Consider the following 17,334-nt stretch of genomic DNA (forward strand, 5'->3'; position numbering starts at 1 on the left):
AGGGTAATACATTAAGTAAGCAATAAATAGTAATAACTGGTTTTCAGTCATTCTATTATGCTGATAATACAACTTTATTCAACAATCTATACAATTCTTTAATTTTTACCAGACAGATAATGCCATATTTTTTTCAGTGGTGTTTCTGTTTTCTTTTTCTGAACAATAACATTAAATAAACGACGATAGTGGTTTGGAGGACAAGTCAAAACTTCAGTAGCATGCCATCCGTCGGAAGTATTTTTAAATAAAAAACTGCTGTTATCGCGGATATCAAAACCTTCCATCGTTTCAAAATCACTGATATCAGGATTCGTTTTATCTGTTTTTTTACCGCCAAGAGCTAAAATAGAACCGCCCCACTCAATTTCCCAGTCGGCTGAAGTATTGAAATAAAAAATGTGTGTACCGATTTTATCAAGACTATCACAGTGAGGTGAAACTTCAGAACCAGTTTCACCTACATGCCATGCGTAACGAATAGTATATTCATTAAGATTCAAATAACGATTTAAAAATTCTAGATAAGGCTCCGATGTTTGTACCTCACGTACAAATTCCTGCCATACATTTGGCAACTGCTCAATTTTGGTTACGCCAAGTCCGGACTGATCATTTTTATGATAGATAGACTTTTCAAATGCAAGATAGTATCGATTATGAGGCCGCTGCCCGCTTTTCCCGCGCGGTCTGTTCACATGTTTTTCAAATAGATCCAGACTAGGAAAATTGTTATACAATTCATTAAATGCTTCGGGTAATAATATTTCTTTAAACAAATGATTTGGAAATGGTTTGGTTTCATTAAATTTCTGAATCGGAAGCGATTTCAAAACAGATAAATTAAAAAAATCAGACATTTTATTTCTCCTACTTGTATTTATACAAATTAGTCCACCTGTACAGGTGGACTAAGTTCAGTAAATTTATTTACAGTATTAACGAGCGCATAGCTCATCGGCTGCAAAAAAATATGCAATTTCAATAGCTGCATTTTCAAGGCTATCTGAGCCATGAACAGCATTGGCATCAATTGAATCAGCGAAATCAGCACGAATTGTGCCTGCAGCGGCTTCTTTAGGGTTAGTTGCACCCATTAATTCTCGATTCTTGGCGACTGCATTTTCACCTTCCAGCACCTGAATCATCACTGGTCCGCTAATCATAAAACTTACCAGATCTGCAAAAAACGGACGTTCCTTATGAACAGCATAAAAACCTTCAGCCTCAGCTTGAGACAAATGTTTCATTTTAGCAGCAATAATTTTCAGCCCGTTATTTTCAAAACGGCTGTAAATCTGTCCGATAACGTTTTTAGCAACTGCATCAGGTTTAACAATAGATAATGTGCGCTCGATAGTCATATTTGTTTCCATAAATATTGAATATACTAATTTTTTGCCGCAAAATTGCTTCAAAAAACATATCTTGTCATTTTAACAAAATTCAGTCTTATTTAATATCTTTTCCTATACTTGCATTTTCACTATCAAGTGTTAAATGAGGCAAAGTTAAATATTCTTCTGAACGCATTTCTGTAAGACGGCTGGCTGTACGAGTAAACTCGTTGGCGAAATCGCCGTCTGTATAGATATCGTCTATAGCGACCTCGCAACTGGCACATAGCTTAATACGATAATCATATAAAACATCAATTAACCAGGTAAGCCGCCGTGCTTCAGCCATCTGACCAGATCCCATTTTGGGTATGTCTGACAAAATTAATACGCGAAATTTTTTTGCCAGTTCCAGATAATCATTTTGTGAGCGCGGACCACAGCATAATGTATTGAAGTCGAACCAGATTGTTGTATCAGAAATTGCTTTGTACGGTAATTTACGCCCAAGTATTTCAATTTCTCCGCCAGTAATTTCCTGTTCACCATTAATTTTGTGAAATAACTCTGTTAATTTTTGTTCACTACTTGCATCTGCTGGTATATAGAATATATCTGCGGGTTTTAATGTACGCATTCGATAATCTTCACCGCCATCTACATTTAAAATAGTCAGCTCTTTTTCAATTAGTGCAATAGTAGGCAAAAAGCTGGAACGATTCTGACCTTGCGGATAGAGCTCAGACGGAGCGTAATTGGACGTAGCCACCATAACCACACCCTGCTCAAATAAGCCCTCAAGTAATCTTCCCAGAATCATGGCATCAGCAATATCACTGACATGAAATTCATCAAAACACAACACTCTTACTTCACGAGCAATATCCTGTGCGACTGCACTTAATGGATTAGTCTGACTATGATGATCTTTTAATCGTCCCTGTACTTCTGCCATAAAAGCATGGAAATGTACCCTGCGTTTGCGCCGATATGGTAAACATCCAAAAAAAACATCCATTAAAAAACTTTTGCCACGCCCGACTCCGCCATACATATACAAACCTTTCGGTGCACGCGGCGAACGCAGACTGCGCCCGAGAAAGCGGTTTCGTTTACGTTTGAACATCATCAACTCTGTCCAGAGTCTGTCCAGTTGTTTAATTGCACGTAACTGAGCTGCATCATGTATAAATCCGGGTTGCTGTTCTGCAGCCTGATACCAAGTAAGAGGACTTTGATTATTAAATTCGGGAGCAACAAAGACTGATGTGGTCATATAATTGATTTCTTCTAGATGTCAGAATTGTATTTAGCAAAAGTTAAAAGACGTAACCTTAGCACACCTACTTAACATCCGACCACCATAAAATAAAAATACGCCGCAGAAACTGCGGCGTTAACGTCTATCTAAAATAAAACAGAATTATTTATCTTTAGATACGAGAGCTTTGTCAACACGTTCACGTAATTCCTTACCAGGTTTGAAGTGCGGTACATATTTTTCCGGTACTGACACCTTTTCACCTGTTTTAGGATTACGTCCAACACGAGCTGGACGGTGATTTAAATCAAAGCTACCAAATCCACGAATTTCAATTCGCTGACCTTTAGCTAAAGCTCGAGTCATCGTATCAACAAGAATCTTAATACTTTGCTCAACGTCCTTAGCATTTAATACAGTACTATCATTATTAGCAGTATATAATTCCGCCAGGCGAATCATTAATTCCGACTTCGTCATAACCGCTTATTCGCTTTCACCAGATAATTTAGCTTTTAACAAATCACCCAGGCTGGTAGTACCGGCTGAAGCATTGTTGTTAGTAGACAACGAACGCATAGCAGCACTGCTTTCCTGAGCATCCTTAGCTTTAATAGACAGATTGATATTGCGATTTTTACGATCTACCGTAGTAATCACAGCTTCAACATCATCGCCTTCTTTCAGGACATTGCGAATATCCTCAACACGATCATTTGAAACTTCTGATGCGCGCAGATAGCCTTCAACATCATCAGCCAATGCGATAACAGCACCTTTAGCATCCAGTGATTTCACTTTACCGGTTACGATGCTGCCTTTGTCATTTACGCTGACATAGTTGCTGAACGGATCGCCAGCCAGCTGTTTTACACCCAGAGAAATACGTTCTTTTTCAACATCAATGGCCAGAACTACAGCTTCAACTTCTTCACCCTTCTTGAACTGACGTACAGCTTCTTCGCCACCGTCTGTCCATGACAGATCAGAAAGATGAACCAGACCATCGATACCGCCAGGCAAGCCGACAAATACACCAAAGTCAGTAATGGATTTCACAACGCCTTTGATTTTATCGCCTTTTTCATGGTTGGATTCGAATTCCTGCCATGGGTTAGCCTGACATTGTTTCATACCCAGAGAGATGCGGCGACGATCTTCATCAATTTCAAGAATCATCACTTCTACTTCATCACCCATCTGAACTACTTTGCTTGGATGAACATTCTTATTAGTCCAGTCCATTTCAGAAACGTGTACCAGACCTTCGATGCCCTGCTCGATTTCCACAAATGCACCATAATCAGTCAGATTGGTAACTTTACCAAACAGACGGGTACCCTGCGGATAACGACGGGCCAGACCATTCCACGGATCTTCACCCAGCTGTTTCAAGCCCAGAGAAACGCGGCTGCGTTCCTGATCAAATTTCAATACTTTAGCTTCAACTTCCTGACCAACTTCCAGCACTTCGCTTGGATGTTTAACACGGCGCCATGCCAGATCAGTAATATGCAGCAGACCGTCGATACCACCCAGATCAACGAAAGCACCGTAATCGGTAATGTTTTTCACAATACCTTTTACTACTGAACCTTCTTTCAGGTTTTCCAGCAAGGCTTTGCGTTCTTCACCAAGAGTTTCTTCCAGAACAGCACGGCGTGAAACCACAACATTGTTACGGCGTTTATCCAGTTTAATTACCTTGAATTCAATTTCCTTGCCTTCAAAGTGAGAAGTATCTTTAACCGGACGTACATCAACCAGTGAACCAGGCAGGAATGCGCGGATACTGTTAATCATCACAGTCAGTCCGCCTTTAACCTTACCATTAATCACGCCAGACAGAATTTCACCATTTTCCATGGCTTCTTCCAGCTTGATCCAGTCAGCAGCACGTTTGGCTTTTTCACGTGACAGCTTGGTTTCACCAAAACCGTTTTCCACAGATTCAATAGTTACGGTGACAAAATCGCCAACCTTAACTTCAATCTCGCCCGCTGCATTTTTGAACTCGCTCACATCAATCAGAGATTCTGACTTCAGACCGGCATTCACAGTGACGAAATTATTGTCTATGGCAACAACTTCTGCGGTGATGACTTCGCCGGGATTCATCTCTTGCAAGGTGAAACTTTCTTCCAGCAACTGGGCAAAATTTTCCATAGTCATATATTTATGTTCTCAAACAGGTATCGTCAGGGGATACAAAAGTTAGTTAATCAAAACCGGCACACCCTGACTGTGCCAGTCAAACCATATAATTACTGCTGACATCCATTACAAGCCTGTCAGCATAAAAACATGTAAAACAATTATTTAGTACAAAATTCAAACATTTTCAAATATTAAAATGCTAAGAATGCTAGTACAAAAAGCTTAATTATAACCTAATTTTAGATTTTTCGATACCAATCAAGTACTTTTTTCACACTTTCTTCAATATTAAGAGAAGAAGTGTCTAAAATTTTTGCATCACTCACTGGCTTAAGCGGTGCCACAGTACGCTGACGATCCGCCTGATCACGTTTTTCAATATCAGTAAGAATTTGCACAAAATCCGGACCATCAACAGCCAACCCTAACTGCAAAGCCCGCCGCTGCGCCCGTACTTGCGCACTGGCTGTAAGAAATATTTTGAGTTCGGCTTGCGGAAAAACAACAGAAGCCATATCTCTTCCGTCAGCAACCAGTCCTCTTGGAGTTAAAAAATCTCGCTGACGTTGTAACAATGCAGTCCGTACTTCAGGCAGTGCCGCAATAGCTGATGCACCCATGCCAATACTTTCTGTCCGTATAGCTGATGTTACATCCTCACCATTCAGAATGATCGAATCATTCTTGAAAACTACCGGAAGTTCTTGTGCGAGAGCAGCCACATCATGTTCATTATGCCAGTTTATATTCCGTTGCTGCGCATATAATGCAGTTAATCGATAAAGCGCCCCGGAATCCAGATAATCTCTGGACAAAATAGTCGCTACCCGTGCTGCTACCGTTCCTTTTCCAGATGCACTGGGACCATCAATTGCAATTACCTTTAATCGCGGTTCTGATTGTATTGCAACCATATTAGTACCTTTTAACAAGCTCTTTTCAGCCTTATAGATTGTCCTGAATTATATTTATATATCAGAAAATTCGTTCTAAACACAAACTGATATCATTTATATCAAAAACTAATGAGCCATCAGACTGGTTAGCAAACTCTGATGGCTCAATTTTTATCTGTATCAATAAAATATTACACCTTAACCTGCTTTAAAGATCTTTTCTTCTGCATAATTGTTCGCCATTGCAATACTGCAGAGACAGTAAATAATGCAAGCATAAACGGACATTCATACAATTCTTCAAGCATATCATCATAAACCGGATTTAACAAAATAAACTGTGCAATCCAGCGACCACGCTCAATTGCATCAGCCAGCAGAAAGCCGGCTGAAGCCAAAAGGAAATTCCATACAGGAAACGGCTGATGATAATAATATTGGATTCCTGCACGCAGCCGCGGCCACAGCAACATTAAAATCAGACCTAAAATCAGTACAGCAGCAATTCCATGATACACAGCATGAGAATATCCGGAAAAAGTTTGCCTGCCCCAGTTCTGATCACGACCCAGCAATACCAGCCACCATAATGATGCCCAGAGCCAGAATGCTTTTTCTTTTCCTTTTAAACCACTGCATAAAGTTGAAAGTAAAGTAAATAAAAAACAAAATAGCAGAAAAATGGTTTGTGTATTTTCTACATAGGATACCCAGTCAGGATTGATATGTAATTGCTGAACAAAAGGAACAGCCAGTATCATTAATAACCAAACTGTACTGGGTATAGACCAGCGCCAATCAAAATTCATATTTATACTTACTAAATTAATATATTAATATATTTGCTATTATAACCAATATTACTGCTGCTCAGCTAAATTATACTCCTTCATGGTTCCCGATTTTATGTATATTTATCCTGTTTGCGATTGATATGCATATCCCACAGTACAATTAACTGATAAACTTTCAATCAAATACTTCAAATTTACCAATTTATACATGAAGACCTTGCATTTAAAAGCCTGTACCTGTCATCCTGCCAGTATTAATCTGCCCGGCTCCAAAAGTATCAGCAACCGCACCTTACTCCTTGCTGCATTGGCGGATAATGTCAGTGAAATTTATGATTTACTTGATTCAGATGACACCCGCTATATGCTGGAAGCACTGAAAACACTTGGCGTTAGAGTTGAACATCTTCCCGTAAACAGTACTAACTCTGGTTTAAATATCAGAATATATGGTTGTCAGGGTAAATTCCCTAAACAGAAAGCTGATTTATTTCTTGGTAATGCAGGTACTGCATTCAGACCATTAACAGCAGTACTGGCGATAACAGGCGGTGAATATTATTTACATGGTGTAAATCGTATGCATGAACGTCCTATCGGCGATTTGGTTAATGCATTGCGAATGACAGGCGCCGAGATTGAGTATAAAGGACAAAACGGCTTTCCGCCATTACAAATTCATGAAATCCGGCAACAGAATACTGATCATATTAGTGTTAAAGGTAATGTTTCCAGCCAGTTTTTAACTGCATTACTCATTGCTCTACCATTAACAGGTAAAAAGTATACTATCGAAGTTACAGGTGAATTAATTTCTAAACCTTATATCGCAATTACTCTGAATCTGCTCAAACAGTTTGGAGTAGACGTTGAACATGATCATTATCAGACATTCAGACTGAATGCAGGACAACGTTACCATGCTCCGGCTCAAATTTATGTGGAAGGAGATGCATCCAGTGCTTCCTACTTTCTTGCTGCCGGTCTGATTTCAGGAAAACCTATTCGTGTCAATGGTATAGACAATCAAAGTATTCAAGGTGATGTAGCATTTGTGCAAGAGCTTGAAAAAATCGGAGCAACTGTACACTGGGGTAAACAATTTATTGAAATATCCCGTGCACCACATCAGAACATCCTACCTTTTGATATTGATGCTAATAATATCCCTGACGCAGCTATGACACTGGCTATCGTCGCTCTCGCCAGCAAAAGTACCTGTCATATTCGCAATATTGCCAGCTGGCGTGTTAAAGAAACTGATCGAATCAATGCCATGGCTTGTGAATTACGTAAATTAGGTGCCACAGTATTAGAGACTGAAGACAGCATCAGCATTACACCACCGGCAAAATTACATTCAGATATTCATATTAGCACTTATGATGACCACAGAATGGCCATGTGTTTTTCACTTATCAGTTTACTGGGAACACCTGTTTATATTGATGATCCGCAGTGTGTCAATAAAACCTTTCCTGAATATTTTCAGGTTTTTGCCAGCATGTGCACACCTGTTTAAAATCATAACTTTACTTAGTCTGTTTTCTATTTACTCAGGTTTCAGTTCAATATTGATATAATTTATTTTTTTATTTACTCATGTTACAAACAGACCAACTATCAGGCGCACAGCCACAACGCGTCATCAGCCCGCAGACAGCTTCAGCACAGGAAGAGCTACTCGAACGAGCTCTGCGTCCGCGTGCGTTATCAGATTATATAGGTCAGCACAAATCCAAAGAGCAGCTTTCAATATTCATTCAGGCAGCAAAAATACGGCACGAAGCTCTGGATCATACTTTATTGTTTGGTCCTCCGGGACTTGGTAAAACCACTCTGGCACATATTATTGCTCATGAACTTGGCGTCAATTTACGTCAGACATCGGGACCTGTACTCGAACGCGCAGGCGATCTGGCCGCACTGCTTACCAATCTGGAACCGCATGATGTACTTTTCATTGATGAAATTCACCGGCTGAATCCTGTAGTAGAAGAGATATTGTATCCGGCACTTGAAGATTATCAGCTGGATATCATGATTGGTGAAGGACCCGCTGCGCGTTCAGTTAAAATCGATCTTCCGCCATTTACTCTGGTCGGAGCAACTACACGCGCCGGCATGTTAACAAACCCATTGCGAGATCGTTTCGGTATAGTTTCACGTCTGGAATTTTATAATAATGCAGATTTAACTACGATTGTGAGCCGATCGGCTCAGCTTCTGCAACTCAAAATTGATAATACCGGAGCGGCAGAAATAGCCAGACGCAGTCGCGGCACACCGCGTATCGCTAATCGTCTGCTCAGACGCGTACGAGATTATGCAGAAGTAAAACATCAGGGTGAAATAAATGCTGTTACAGCAGATGCGGCTTTAAAAATGCTGGATATTGACCAGTCCGGACTGGATGTTATGGACTGTAAATATCTGGAAGCAATTTTATACAAATTTTCAGGCGGACCTGTCGGCTTGGATAATATTGCCGCAGCAATTGGTGAATCAACTGATACCATCGAAGATGTTATCGAGCCTTATTTAATTCAGCAAGGATTCTTACAGCGCACGCCGCGAGGACGCATGGCCACTGAATTAAGTTATAGTCATTTTGGTTTACCCACACCCGGCAATAAAGCTTAATTATTGCACCAATATTCCGGTTTTATCTTCAAATACCAATAAAATATAAACATACCTCGATCCAAATACAGGAACAAACAAGGAAAAAAACACATGAATACCAAACAGATAGATGCCGGCATATTCAAAGCATATGATATCCGCGGCATCGTAGATGTTTCACTGAATAAAGATACTGCCGAACTGATTGGCCGTGCTATTGCCACAATAGCCCTCAGCAAAGGAGTTGATCAGATTGCAATAGGACGTGACGGCCGTTTATCCGGCCCGATTCTGGCAACAAGTCTGATTCAGGGCATCACTGCCTGCGGTATCAATGTACTCGATATAGGTATGGTTGCCACACCAATGCTGTATTTTGCAGCTGTTGAACATTGCCAAGGTAGCGGCATCATGATTACAGGCAGTCACAATCCGCCTAACTATAATGGTTTTAAAATGATGCTGGCGGGTACTACTCTGGCTGGAGATGATATTCAGGCTTTACGTAAAATTATCGAATCCGACGAGCTTGCCGCTCAATCTGAACATACTGGTAATGTTGTTTCCTTACCTATTGCATCAGAATATATTAATTATATAACTAATCATGTTCAGCTCCGGCGACCAATGAAAATTGTTATTGATGCCGGAAACGGTGTGGCTGGAGCCTATGCCGGCGATTTATATCGCGCTCTGGGCTGTGAAGTACAGGAATTATTTTGCGAAGTAGATGGCAATTTTCCCAATCATCATCCTGACCCGGCTAAACCCGCCAATTTACAGGATTTAATTCAGGTATTGCAAAAAAACGATGCCGAAATCGGACTAGCTTTTGATGGAGATGGTGACCGTCTTGGTGTTGTAACAAAAGATGGACGGATTATCTATCCTGACCGTCAGCTAATGCTTTTTGCTGCTGATGTTCTCGCACGCAATCCGCAAGCAAAAATTATCTATGATGTAAAATCCACCAGATTATTAAAACCCTGGATTGAACAGCATGGTGGCGAAGCTATCATGAGCAAAACTGGTCACAGTTTTATCAAAGCAGCAATCAAAGAACACAATGCATTATTAGCCGGTGAAATGAGTGGTCACGTATTCTTCAAAGAACGCTGGCTAGGCTTTGACGATGGATTATATGCCGGCGCACGTATGCTGGAAATTTTATCCAGACATAAGAATCCTTCTGCTGTTTTGAATGATTTACCTGAAGGAGTTTCTACACCAGAACTGAATATTGCTGTTCCAGCCGGACAAACCGGACATGAAATTATTTCCAGTCTGGCACAAAATGCACATTTTGAAAATGAGATTGAGCGCATCACTATAGACGGACTGCGTGTGGAATTTAAAGATGGATTCGGCCTGATGAGAGCTTCCAATACAACACCAGTGCTGGTATTACGCTTTGAAGCTGATAATCAGCAGGCTTTAGATGATATTATTGCTCAGTTCAAAGCAGTTATTGCTCAAAATCCGGACTTAAACTGGGACTGAATTTTCTTCAGTCCAATAATTTTCTGACTTAGAATATATAAAAGTAAACGGCTACATAAAGTAGCCGTTTTAAATTTAAAGCCGATTATTATATCCGCTCAAACATTATTTTTTAGCCTGACTGCCGGTTTCACGAACAAACATTGTCATGATAAATGCAAGAATCAAACCACCTACAAAAACATAGTCAGCAGTTTGGAAAACTTTCAAATTCAGCTGACCTTCTGCTTTTGTCAGATGATCAATCAGAATATTAAACATATTGGTCATAATTGCACTAATCACAAATACGAAAAAGTTAATCACACCAGTAGCTGTACCTTTAACTTCATCAGGATTCACTTCTTTAATCATCGTATAAGGAATCATTGCCGCACCGGAAGCAATACCGAATAATAAACCCATCACAAAAGGCGGCATAACATCAGGCAAGTAAACAATAAAACCACCAGTAATGCCCATAGCAATAAGGCTACCCATCACAACTGGCTTACGGCGACCAATTACATCAGATAAATAACCTAAAATCGGACAACCAATTACCCAGCCTAGCGGAACCATTGCCAAACGTAAGGCTATATCATCTTTAGCAATCAGTCCGTCCTGTAAAAACTGATTTCCCCATGCAATATTACCAACATTGGTAGGCAGGAACATCATGGCACCGATGAAAGCACAAATGTAAGACTGTGGATTTTTCAATACCACAATATAAGGATGGCTTAAACCACTCCAGTCAATTTTACCTTCACGAGTACGTGGTGTAGATAACACTGAGCCAAAGAAAACTACAACCAGTATACCAGCAGCCACTATCCAGAACATCTGCCATGTCAGCACCTGATTTTTAATAATCGGCGATACAACAGCTTGTCCCATAAATCCGCCAAGCATACCGAAACACTGAGTCATACCGACAGCAGTTGCCAGCCATTTTTTCGGAAAACCGCGTGTGGCCAGAAATACCGCGCTGGTAAAAGCAAGCCCGGAGCCTGCACCTTGCAGGAATCGACCGAATTGAGCAGTAATAACTGTTCCGGAACAGAATAGTACGCAACCAATAGCAACTAAAATAATACCCAACGAGGCAGTAAAACGCGGCCCGATACGATCCAGCATCACACCTGATACCAGCGCAAAGAAAGCATATGAATAAAAATACAGACCGATAATGCCAGCCATTTCAACTTTAGAAATATGCAAAGTGTCTATAATTTCAGCCTGCATAATACTTGGGGCCGAGCGCAATGCATATTGTACAAAATAAAAAATGGCACAAATAAACCAGGCAATTATAAACGTTTTATTTAATGCACTGGATTGATCAGCATTTGGTGGAGAAACTGACATATTGGATTTATGATTCATAGCGTACTCGCTTTCGTTTAATTCCGAATGAAATATCACAAAATCATTCTAACAAAACCCGTGTTACGTACACAATAAAGTTCCCAAATACTTAAAATAAGAAAAAATATAATTAAATTACATTAATTTAAACAAAAAAATAAAACATTAATCAAACTTAAGCATTATTAGAACAATATTATGCTTTCAAAATGTCAAATTAATAAAATATTCTGTTCAATTTTACAAATATAACTATATTTCACTAATTATCGGATTTTTGATTTACACCATATTTACACAGGACACAAAAAACATCATAGCATGAACAAAAGTATTAAATGAAGTTTTATAAACACAATTTTAATTAAGCTCAAGATTAATACATAAACAAATATTTTATGAATTATAAATATTGATAGCGATAGTATTATATGTTTTGGTGATGGATTAATTATTATTTAAATTCAATAAATAATAAAATTATAAGACATTAAATATATTTTTATATTAATCTAGTAAAAAACTTTATTATAAGAATATTTATTCAGTTTATACAAATAAACTTGCAGTTAATGGATTAGAGAAAATTTTGAAAAACCTGCCAGCTACAAAATAATAGATAAATACAAATAATAAAAAATTTTGCTTTTGAAAAACTGAATCATATTAAGCTATTTATCTGGCTTATATATGATTCAGTCTTTCAAAAGCACGAAATAATTCTTAATTTAGTTAGAAATTATTAAATAGATGCATTGATAAATGCTTCCAGTTGTCCTTTATTCAAAGCTCCAACTTTTGTAGCAACACTGGCACCATCTTTAAATATCATTAATGTGGGTATACCACGAACATTAAATTTAGCAGGAGTATCCTGATTCTCATCTACATTAAGTTTCACAATTTTCAGCTTACCTTGATAAGCCGAAGCCAATTCGTCCAGAATAGGCGCAATCATTTTGCACGGCCCACACCAGGGAGCCCAGAAATCCAGTAGTACCGGCACATTCGCCTGCAAAACTTCTTTATCGAAATTGCCATCACCTACATGAACAATTAAATCGCTACTCATTATGGTTTCCTTTTATTATCGGGTTTCTATATAAAATATAGCTAATCAGCTATCAATGCAATAGTAAAATAAAACTAACTGATTACATGATAATCAGATACCATGTACACAAAACACTAATAACTGTTTAAATTAATCTGAAAATTATTTTCAATACATCAAATATTTATCTTACTTAATGCATTAGCCAAATCAGCTTTTAAATCAGAGGCATGCTCCAAACCGACAGATAAGCGAATCAGGCCGGGCTGAATTCCGGCTTCCAGCTTGGCTTCCGGAGGCATACGGCCATGTGTAGTTGTCCATGGATGAGTGACAGTTGATTTAACATCGCCCAGATTTCCGGTTTTACTAAACAGAGTTAACATGTCAATTACCTGCCAGGCAGCTTTTTCACCACCTTTAACCTCAAAAGCTACAACAATTCCGCCACCTTGCTGTTGCTTTTGCACCAGTGATTTCTGCGGGTGATTAGACAGACCAGTATATTGTACTGTTATTACCTGTGGTTGCGTCGAAAGAAACTGAGCTACTTCCAGCGCATTAGCACACTGCTTTTCCATGCGGATATACAAAGTCTCCAAACCACTTAGGAGTATCCATGCATTAAAAGGTGACAACACTTCACCGGTAGTACGGACATGTAAAAAAATTTCGTTTACCAATGCAGCACTGCCGCAGATAACTCCTCCCATTACACGCCCATGACCATCAATCGCTTTAGTAGCAGACTCTACTGATAAATCTGCCCCCAGTCGCAGCGGCTGTTGCAAAGCCGGCGATAAAAAACTGTTATCAACAACCAGTATAGCCTGATTATCATGTGCAATTTCTGCAAGTTTAGTGATATCAGCCAGTTCATTCAGCGGATTAGACGGCGTTTCAACAAAAAGCATTCTGGTATTAGGACGGATAGCGGACCGCCATTCAGTAATATCAGTCTGACTTACCAGTGTCACTTCAATCCCAAAACGTGGCAAAATATTATTCAGTAATCCAATCGTGGTTCCAAACAAACTTTTACTGGCTACCAAATGATCGCCAGCTTTTAACAGAGCAAGAAAAGTAGCATTGATTGCAGCCATTCCTGTAGACGTTGCCAGACCAGCCTCTCCCTGTTCGAGCTGAGCCACCCTTGCCTGAAACGCCGCAACAGTAGGATTATTAGTACGTGTATAAGTATAACCCTGTGTAGAACCGGCAAATAAAGATGCGCCAGTTTCTGCATTTTCAAACATAAAACTACTGGTCAGAAACAGTGCAGAATTGTGTTCATTATAGGGAGTTTGTTCCTTAGCACCCCGGATGGCGATAGTTTCAGGATGCAATTGTAAAGTAGACATGATTGTTTAATTTATCTATAAATATTGAGTAAAGAATTGTGCCGCTTTTTTTATAATTGTGCAAATAACCGGCTTTTATAAATAAAGAATACTATATTCTTTATTTTAAGCCTCATACATCAAGCAAATAGCAACACCTCAGTATATGTTTATCATACATTTTGATAAATTATATATATTGGGAAAAATAATTGAAAGCAAGGATAAAAAATGTATTTTATCATTTCACCAGCAAAAAAATTAAATGAATCAGTAGAGATTCCTACCAAAAAGTATACGCAACCTAAACTTTTGGATCAGGCACAACAACTAATGCCATTACTACAACAACTGGCTCCCCACGAAATTGCTACTCTTATGAGTATCTCCGATAAACTCGCTTTACAAAATGCCGAACGCTACCATAACTGGCAGCCCCCTTTTACACCTGAAAACGCCAAACAGGCTGTATATCTTTTTAATGGTGATGTTTATGATGGCTTGGATGCGCTGCATTTAACTGAATCTGCGTTAGATTATTTGCAACAACATATGTCTATTCTGTCAGGTTTATATGGTGTTCTTAAACCTTTAGATTTAATTCAGCCCTACCGTTTAGAAATGAGTATTAAACTTAAAAATGCTCGCGGCAAAGATTTATATACTTTCTGGGGAGACATCATTACCAACACCATTGAACAGAATATACAGTCAGAAGAATATAAAGTACTTATTAATCTCGCGTCACAAGAATATTTCAAAGCAATAAATACTAAAAAAATATCTGTACCTGTTATTGCACCTGTTTTTAAAGATCAAAAAAACGGTAAATATAAAATTATCAGCTTTTATGCCAAGCGTGCGCGAGGTTTGTTTATGCGCTTTGCAGCAGAAAATCAGCTAACAGATCCGGAACAGTTAAAAGAATTCGATTATGATGGCTATTATTATGATAAAGCTTCATCCAGTGAATCAGAGTGGGTATTCCTGCGAGAAGAAAACAGCCATCACTAAATTTAATCAAAAATAAAATGAACGATTTAACCAGAAATTTGCTGTTTGCTTATACAAAACACTTGGCAAATCCGTATTAATCGTCTATTATGCGCATCTTCAAAGACGGAAGCGTGGCAGAGCGGTTTAATGCAACGGTCTTGAAAACCGTCGAGGGTTGATAGCCCTCCGTGAGTTCGAATCTCACCGCTTCCGCCAGATATTCAATAAAATCAAGCGGTTAAGTTGCATTCTTGGTTTTGCCCCACAAAAAAGCCCACAATAGATTGCCTGTTGTGGGCTTTTTCATTCTTGTCGATGGACGTGCCACATCCTCGCTTTTATTGCTATCAGTAAGGGTACTGACTGGACAGTCCCGAGTAGTTTGCCGCGATCCAACTGATAACTTTAGAGCGCCCCTGAATGTTGGATGGCAATTTTTCGTGGATCATCCACTCGCAAATTTGGCGGGTACGAACCGAAAGATCGACGTTGTTTGCCCCTTTGAGCGAGTTCAGCAGGTCAAGCACCTCATAGCCTTCCTTTCGGCTAAAGCGGTCAGCGTCTTCTACCTTTTTCTTCGGATCGTCGCCCGGTACAGCCGTCCAACTGTAATCGGTGTAGTTCAGGTTATTTTTTTGGATCGCAGGCATCTAGAACTCCTTCTGGTTGTCAAGTTTTTTCTAACTTGGGGCCAAATACCCACTCTTCAAGAGTGGTAATGAAAAAAGCCCGGTGCAATGGCCGGGCGAAGTCCCTTTGGCACTGGGAATTCAGATGCGAACGCGCGTCGAAGCTTTCGCCGCAAGCGTCGGGTTGTAGAAGCTGGTGCGAACGCTGCCGATGATCTTGTCGAACTTCAACGCAAGTTCCCGATGCGCGATGCTGTCTGTCATGCGCTTGTTGACGTCTGAAACCCAACTTTTCATCGTATCGTAACGAAACTTCGAATGGGTTTTGGCATTGAAGCAAACAAGGAAGCCGCGCGAATGAAAGATGACACCGGCAACGTCATTGCTTTCGAGCATCGCCGCACGCACCTTCGCCGGACGGCCTGCTTGCTTCACCTGTTCGCGGCTATATTCCCAATTTCGCTTTCATGGCTGGCGCGCGATGACATGTTTTCGTGCTTACGCAGTCGACAATAAACATGCTGATTTCGCGGTAGGATAAGGATAGTTGCGCCTTCACTTCTCAACCTACCTTGCCAAGTATTGGTCCTAGCGCTCTCTTCCCTGCGACGAGGTTGTCATCTTCGCAGTATTCCATCGCTTTTGCATAATCCAAGATGGTTTCGATGCACCCGTGAAGGTAGTTCTCTCTTTAATCTTCGTCTGCCATATAGATTTAAGCACGGTGATAACATCGGACTTCATAATATTTTTACGATAGGTTCGACAGTAATCGGTTAAGCGTAGGTTTGAAGCTTCGATTTCCATTGCATGCGTACTTGGGTTCGCGCGAATCGTTCACAATCACGACTAGGGCGCATTCGCGGAACGTCTTTACCTTCGATTAATGAATGCGCAAGGCTTCGCAGTCTTGTTTCTCTGTTCGATGGGTCGATATACTGCTTCAAACTTATTTACAAAGTTAGCAGGTCTTGTCGCGAGCTTCGATCAACGAAACTTCAGGTTAACTGCCTAGTCGTTCTCCCTACCGATGCACTATAGACTTGCCATTGTCTTTCTATCATGTCCGTCAGCTACGCGCACCACTTATACCCAGAATCTCCCAACGATGCGCAGAGGCAGTCTTTCTGCACCGTTTACGGCATGCCGTCCTATGCTAATCAACTTTAACAGACTAAATAATTATAAAACGGATATATTACTACGATAATTTTATTCAAATTTCATTTATCTAGCTTAAAGTCGAAGATAAAAAATAAAATACTGCATTGAATTACACATTAAAAAGGAAAGTAGATTGTAAAAAAGCTAAGATAAAGACTGATAAGCCTTAAGCAAAACCTTTAACCTGCTGATCACAGTTATTTCTAAAATATTAGAATATTTTATAAGAAT

Annotated in this window: 16 protein-coding genes and 1 tRNA gene; 5 read left to right on the forward strand and 12 right to left on the reverse strand. The window is 39.7% G+C overall.

Annotated features, from left to right (window positions below; genetic code table 11):
* Positions 1–98: 98 nt before the first annotated feature.
* The 7 genes from H3V00_RS03270 to H3V00_RS03300 all read right to left on the reverse strand — a co-directional run bounded on the left by H3V00_RS03270 (position 99) and on the right by H3V00_RS03300 (position 6,460).
* Positions 99–860 (reverse strand): hypothetical protein, encoded by a 762-nt coding sequence (locus H3V00_RS03270; protein ID WP_198206414.1) that lies wholly within the window; start codon positions 858–860, stop codon positions 99–101.
* A 78-nt stretch (positions 861–938) separates the two neighbouring features.
* Positions 939–1,364, reverse strand: coding sequence for a nucleoside-diphosphate kinase (ndk, locus tag H3V00_RS03275; protein WP_037395070.1), 426 nt, complete (start codon positions 1,362–1,364; stop codon positions 939–941).
* A gap of 88 nt (positions 1,365–1,452) precedes the next feature.
* Entirely contained in the window at positions 1,453–2,613 is a 1,161-nt protein-coding gene (gene zapE / locus H3V00_RS03280; RefSeq protein WP_037395072.1) for a cell division protein ZapE, read from the reverse strand.
* Between the two features lie 147 nt (positions 2,614–2,760).
* Positions 2,761–3,078 carry an integration host factor subunit beta gene (locus H3V00_RS03285; protein ID WP_037395076.1) on the reverse strand — a complete coding sequence of 106 codons (318 nt, stop codon included), beginning with the start codon at positions 3,076–3,078 and terminating at the stop codon, positions 2,761–2,763.
* A 6-nt stretch (positions 3,079–3,084) separates the two neighbouring features.
* Positions 3,085–4,770, reverse strand: coding sequence for a 30S ribosomal protein S1 (gene rpsA / locus H3V00_RS03290; protein WP_037395078.1), 1,686 nt, complete (start codon positions 4,768–4,770; stop codon positions 3,085–3,087).
* Positions 4,771–4,994: 224 nt separating this feature from the next.
* A complete protein-coding gene (gene cmk, locus H3V00_RS03295) occupies positions 4,995–5,669 on the reverse strand; it encodes a (d)CMP kinase (RefSeq protein WP_198206412.1) in 675 nt (224 codons plus the stop codon).
* Between the two features lie 173 nt (positions 5,670–5,842).
* Entirely contained in the window at positions 5,843–6,460 is a 618-nt protein-coding gene (locus H3V00_RS03300; RefSeq protein WP_198206410.1) for a hypothetical protein, read from the reverse strand.
* 193 nt (positions 6,461–6,653) lie between these two features.
* On the opposite strand from H3V00_RS03300, the gene aroA reads away from it, so the two are divergent.
* The 3 genes from aroA to H3V00_RS03315 all read left to right on the forward strand — a co-directional run bounded on the left by aroA (position 6,654) and on the right by H3V00_RS03315 (position 10,570).
* Positions 6,654–7,967 carry a 3-phosphoshikimate 1-carboxyvinyltransferase gene (gene aroA / locus H3V00_RS03305; RefSeq protein WP_037395084.1) on the forward strand — a complete coding sequence of 438 codons (1,314 nt, stop codon included), beginning with the start codon at positions 6,654–6,656 and terminating at the stop codon, positions 7,965–7,967.
* An 80-nt stretch (positions 7,968–8,047) separates the two neighbouring features.
* Positions 8,048–9,088, forward strand: coding sequence for a Holliday junction branch migration DNA helicase RuvB (gene ruvB, locus H3V00_RS03310; protein WP_025330817.1), 1,041 nt, complete (start codon positions 8,048–8,050; stop codon positions 9,086–9,088).
* A gap of 93 nt (positions 9,089–9,181) precedes the next feature.
* Complete coding sequence (locus H3V00_RS03315; protein WP_198206408.1) at positions 9,182–10,570, forward strand: phosphomannomutase/phosphoglucomutase; 1,389 nt, start codon at positions 9,182–9,184, stop codon at positions 10,568–10,570.
* A gap of 105 nt (positions 10,571–10,675) precedes the next feature.
* On the opposite strand, the gene H3V00_RS03320 is transcribed toward H3V00_RS03315, so the two are convergent.
* The 3 genes from H3V00_RS03320 to H3V00_RS03330 form a co-directional block, all read right to left on the reverse strand.
* Positions 10,676–11,938 carry an MFS transporter gene (locus H3V00_RS03320; protein WP_025330819.1) on the reverse strand — a complete coding sequence of 421 codons (1,263 nt, stop codon included), beginning with the start codon at positions 11,936–11,938 and terminating at the stop codon, positions 10,676–10,678.
* 724 nt (positions 11,939–12,662) lie between these two features.
* Positions 12,663–12,992, reverse strand: coding sequence for a thioredoxin TrxA (trxA, locus tag H3V00_RS03325; RefSeq protein WP_037395093.1), 330 nt, complete (start codon positions 12,990–12,992; stop codon positions 12,663–12,665).
* A 158-nt stretch (positions 12,993–13,150) separates the two neighbouring features.
* Positions 13,151–14,335 carry an O-succinylhomoserine sulfhydrylase gene (locus tag H3V00_RS03330; protein WP_198206406.1) on the reverse strand — a complete coding sequence of 395 codons (1,185 nt, stop codon included), beginning with the start codon at positions 14,333–14,335 and terminating at the stop codon, positions 13,151–13,153.
* Between the two features lie 210 nt (positions 14,336–14,545).
* Between H3V00_RS03330 and yaaA the strand changes: the two genes are divergently transcribed.
* Together yaaA and H3V00_RS03340 are read left to right on the forward strand one after the other, a co-directional pair.
* On the forward strand, positions 14,546–15,328 hold the full coding sequence (gene yaaA / locus H3V00_RS03335; protein WP_084565175.1) for a peroxide stress protein YaaA: 783 nt from the start codon (positions 14,546–14,548) through the stop codon (positions 15,326–15,328).
* Between the two features lie 107 nt (positions 15,329–15,435).
* A tRNA-Ser gene (locus tag H3V00_RS03340) sits at positions 15,436–15,526 on the forward strand.
* A 131-nt stretch (positions 15,527–15,657) separates the two neighbouring features.
* Here H3V00_RS03340 and H3V00_RS03345 read toward each other — a convergent pair.
* Complete coding sequence (locus H3V00_RS03345) at positions 15,658–15,960, reverse strand: hypothetical protein (protein ID WP_025330823.1); 303 nt, start codon at positions 15,958–15,960, stop codon at positions 15,658–15,660.
* A gap of 120 nt (positions 15,961–16,080) precedes the next feature.
* Entirely contained in the window at positions 16,081–16,374 is a 294-nt protein-coding gene (locus H3V00_RS03350) for a hypothetical protein (protein ID WP_084585071.1), read from the reverse strand.
* Between the last annotated feature and the right edge of the window lie 960 nt (positions 16,375–17,334).

Origin of the sequence: Snodgrassella sp. W6238H11 (assembly GCF_016100525.1) — a bacterium.
GTDB lineage: Bacteria > Pseudomonadota > Gammaproteobacteria > Burkholderiales > Neisseriaceae > Snodgrassella > Snodgrassella alvi.